The 3,632-nt window shown below is 47.6% G+C and carries 5 protein-coding genes; 3 read left to right on the top strand and 2 right to left on the bottom strand.

Annotated features, from left to right (window positions below):
- Positions 1–608, bottom strand: a 608-nt coding sequence (locus K2Q26_13715; protein ID MBY0316576.1) for a hypothetical protein, incomplete at its 3' end; no start/stop codon positions are given.
- 97 nt (positions 609–705) lie between these two features.
- Here K2Q26_13715 and K2Q26_13710 point away from each other — a divergent pair.
- From K2Q26_13710 to K2Q26_13700, 3 genes are all read left to right on the top strand, one after another.
- Entirely contained in the window at positions 706–1,590 is an 885-nt protein-coding gene (locus K2Q26_13710) for a LysR family transcriptional regulator (GenBank protein MBY0316575.1), read from the top strand.
- A 263-nt stretch (positions 1,591–1,853) separates the two neighbouring features.
- On the top strand, positions 1,854–2,192 hold the full coding sequence (locus tag K2Q26_13705; protein ID MBY0316574.1) for a hypothetical protein: 339 nt from the start codon (positions 1,854–1,856) through the stop codon (positions 2,190–2,192).
- A 75-nt stretch (positions 2,193–2,267) separates the two neighbouring features.
- Positions 2,268–3,332 carry a methylated-DNA--[protein]-cysteine S-methyltransferase gene (locus K2Q26_13700; GenBank protein ID MBY0316573.1) on the top strand — a complete coding sequence of 355 codons (1,065 nt, stop codon included), beginning with the start codon at positions 2,268–2,270 and terminating at the stop codon, positions 3,330–3,332.
- A 9-nt stretch (positions 3,333–3,341) separates the two neighbouring features.
- Here K2Q26_13700 and K2Q26_13695 read toward each other — a convergent pair.
- Positions 3,342–3,632, bottom strand: a 291-nt coding sequence (locus tag K2Q26_13695) for a hypothetical protein (protein MBY0316572.1), incomplete at its 5' end; no start/stop codon positions are given.

The following is a 3,632-nucleotide window of genomic DNA, read 5'->3' as shown; positions in this document are numbered from 1 at the left end:
GCTTGTGCTCCCTGAAGGATCGCTGTGTACTCCAAACTTCCGAACTGACGATAAAGCACAAGCAGCGCAAAAAGAATGAAAACGTCGCTGAGGCGACTGACCACTCGCTTCTTCCGAGCAGCAAGAATGGCGGAGGGTCGCTCGGAATAAAAAGTGAGGAGCTGGTGGAGATAAATGCTCGTCGCGACCCAAGCCCCATAAAACAAAGCGAGGTTGCCAGAAATGATGAGGATTAAAACAGAGCCTAAGGTGAGAACGGTCCATCTCATAAAACGGCTATGTCCAGGATCGCCAGCTAGGTAGTGGCGGCTGTAGGACAATACAACGAATCCAATAAAAGAAACAAGTAAGAGCAAACTCGCGCTGATTTTATCCAAGTAAAGTGACAGTCCCACTCCGTGCAGACCGAGGAGGGGAGTTTGGAGTGGGGCTTGCGAATACACCCAAGCTAAAGAAACGATGGAGACCAGAATGCAAAATAGGGCCCAGGCTCGAATCACCCCATGAGCGAGGCTGCGGCGCTGAGAATATAAAAAGGGGAACAGCAGGCCAGATAGAATTAATCCCGCAGGGCCAATGGCCGTCAGCCAAATCAAATTGGAAAACATGTAAATACCTCGCTATTGAGTCTCACCATAGTCTTTTTTCTCTTAGCAATAAAATAGATTGATTGTAATGTTTTATTCTATTTAATAGAACAATCTTATGAACGAGTTAAACCTACACCATCTTCGTTTGTTTTGGGCCATCGCAAATGAGGGAGCGCTTAACCGCGCAGCGGCAAGGCTCAATATCTCCCAATCCGCCGTATCGTCGCAGTTGAAAAAGCTGGAGGATCAATTAGGCCATTCCTTATTCGAGAGAACGGGCAAGAAACTGGTCATCACCGAAGCAGGGCGGATCGCGTTGGCATACGCAAATACGATCTTTAAAGCGGGTCGGGATCTGGTCAGCACCCTTGAAGGAAAGCCTTTACTAAATCAGCAAATTCTAAGAATCGGAGCGATCACTACTCTCTCTCGAAACTTTCAACTCGAGTTTTTGAGACCACTGATGGAGCGACAGGACATCGAGCTCATCATCCGTTCCGGCTCTCTGCGAGAACTACTGTTACAAATGGAATCCTTGCAGTTGGATGTTGTGCTGGCGAACTCTTCGCCTCGACAAGATCTCCGGAGTTCCGTTCACAGTCATCTTTTAAAAGAACAGCCCGTGAGTATCGTAGGGCGCCGATCGCGAAAGATGCAGAAGTTTAAATATCCTGAAGACCTGATCGACCAACCGATCATGGTGCCAAGTCTCGAAAGCGAAATTCGACACTCGTTTGATCGAGCCATGGAGGCGGCGGAAATCACTCCACGCATTGTGGCCGAGGTGGATGACATGACGATGCTGAGAGTGCTAGCCCGAGAGAGCCCGTTCTTAACTCTGGTTCCTGCCATCGCCGTGAAGGACGAATTAGAATCTGGGCTATTGGTGGAGCATTGTCGTATTCCAGAAATCACCGAACACTTCTACGCTCTCGTGCAGCGAAGACGTTTTCCGAATCCGCTGCTTAAAAAATTATTGCCTAAGAAAATGAACCTTTAGAAGCGGTATTTATCGTAGAGGGCAGTTCGTCATTATTTCGGACGGAATAATATTTTTATTTATGAAGCGTAGGGTTCGGCAAAAAATGAGAGGTAAACCGTCAAGGCTCCGAGGATGAGCGCAAGTACAACTCCATCTGGAGCCATAAACGCGTTTTGATCTCATAAATTCTCCTTGTTCCTATCGTGGCATAGGCGCGGCGAAAAGCAAATTGTGTTTTAACTATGCTGGAAAGCGCAGTTGGCTTATAATCGAAACTAGATATGGCTAAAACTAAGTCCCCGCAGAAAAAATCGATGAATCCCGTGATTATTGGCTTTGCCGTAGCACTTTTAGTTCTTGCGTTGGTCGCTTATCAAATGATGTCAGCCACTCGCCAGCCGACGAGCCTTCAAGATGAGGATTGGGATATGAGCCCGTCCATTGGTGATTCAACGGGTGATGCTGATGACGTAGATATCGATGACAAAATCGAAGAGCCCATAAAACCCGACGTCGGCGCTGCCGATCCTGTGGATCATCCCACTCACGAAGATCCTGAAGCTCATGATACTGAGCAGTGGAAAGCCAACAGCGGTCCACTTGAAGGTAAAGCAAGATAATTGACCTCAGTCCCAAAAAATGATGATGTCCGAAAACGGCCAGACAGCGCCGTCGAACCGTATTACATTTGACTTATGAAACTTCAAAATCAAAAACAAGACGATCTTTATTTTAAAGCGTTTCGAGAGAGAGATGCACGTTTCGATGGTCTTTTTTTTATTGGAGTCAAAACAACCGATATCTACTGCCGTCCGATTTGCCCTGCAAAACCTAAAAAAGAAAATATGGAATTTTTTAAGACGCGGGGACAAGCGGAAAACGCCGGATACCGTGCCTGCCTCCGTTGCCGTCCCGACGCCAGTCCTCAGTCTCCGGCGTGGTTGGGAAAGACCGCTATCGTCGAAAGAGCGATCAAGATTCTTTTTAAAAAAGGCCTCAATGGACTTAATGAGGATCGCTTCGCCGAAATCTTTGGAGTCTCAGCGCGCCATTTGCGTCGACTTTTTATGGATGAAATGGGGAAAACTCCCAAGCAGTTCGCAATGAGTATTCAGTTGAATAGGGCCGCGCAAAAATTGACGGGCAACGATCATTCGATCTCGCAGATTGCGATGGATTCTGGTTTTAAATCTCTCCGCCGATTTAATGCCGCATTTAAAGATTTTTATAAAATGAGCCCCACGAAGTTTCGCAGTGGAAAACCAGCTCAGGAGAAAAGAACAATGAATTTACAATGGATGATGAAGACCGAAATCACCTCACTCTATCTCATAGCCTCTGCCAAAGGACTTCGAGGTGTGTACTGGAAAAAACAGAATGTCCCCTTTGCACCCTCACTTGCGGGGAGTGACCCCGTCACACAAAATCTGTATCAAGCGGTCAAGCAGCTCGAAGAGTATTTCGCCGGCCAACGTCGGGTGTTCGACTTGCCGTTGGATCGGAAGGGAACTGCTTTTCAGGAAAAAGTTTGGAGCGAATTGAGTAAAATTCCTTACGGGACAACGCTTTCTTACAAAGATATCGCTCGAAAAATTAAAAATGAAAAAGCGGTACGCGCGGTCGGTACTGCGAACGGAAAAAATCCCCTCAGTATCGTGGTGCCTTGTCATCGCGTGATTGCCGCCGACGGAAGCCTTGGTGGCTTTGCCGGTGGCCTGTCGACAAAAACAAAACTTTTAGAACTCGAACGACAAAAATAGGAGCTCCTCTTACTCTCTCGAAAGTGCGGCGACTTTCTGTGGAGGCTCACTTAAATTTTTGATGTGCTCGAGGACGCGGTTGTGGATCGTGTGGATAAACCAACGACTATAGAATTGCCAGTAAAGTCCCGGCTGAATATCCATCTCGTACCATGTGGTGCCTTCGAGGCGGGTGCGTCCGCCGGGGAGAGGCACCAGGCGGAATTCCCCTTGCACAGATCTAAAGTAACCATGGAGATGAGGTGCATCCAAGTTGTCGTAAATCGTCAGCTCTCGCATCGGAGTCGGTTGGTTCCGAAC

The organism is Bdellovibrionales bacterium, assembly GCA_019750295.1.
Taxonomy (GTDB): domain Bacteria; phylum Bdellovibrionota; class Bdellovibrionia; order Bdellovibrionales; family JAGQZY01; genus JAIEOS01.
This window is presented reverse-complemented; position numbering and strand designations above follow the sequence as displayed.

Bases quoted from the DNA above. Each gene is read 5' to 3' on its own strand.
- K2Q26_13710 (MBY0316575.1), top strand. From the start codon at position 706: ATGAACGAGTTAAACCTACACCATCTTCGTTTGTTTTGGGCCATCGCA.
- K2Q26_13705 (MBY0316574.1), top strand. From the start codon at position 1,854: ATGGCTAAAACTAAGTCCCCGCAGAAAAAATCGATGAATCCCGTGATT.
- K2Q26_13700 (MBY0316573.1), top strand. From the start codon at position 2,268: ATGAAACTTCAAAATCAAAAACAAGACGATCTTTATTTTAAAGCGTTT.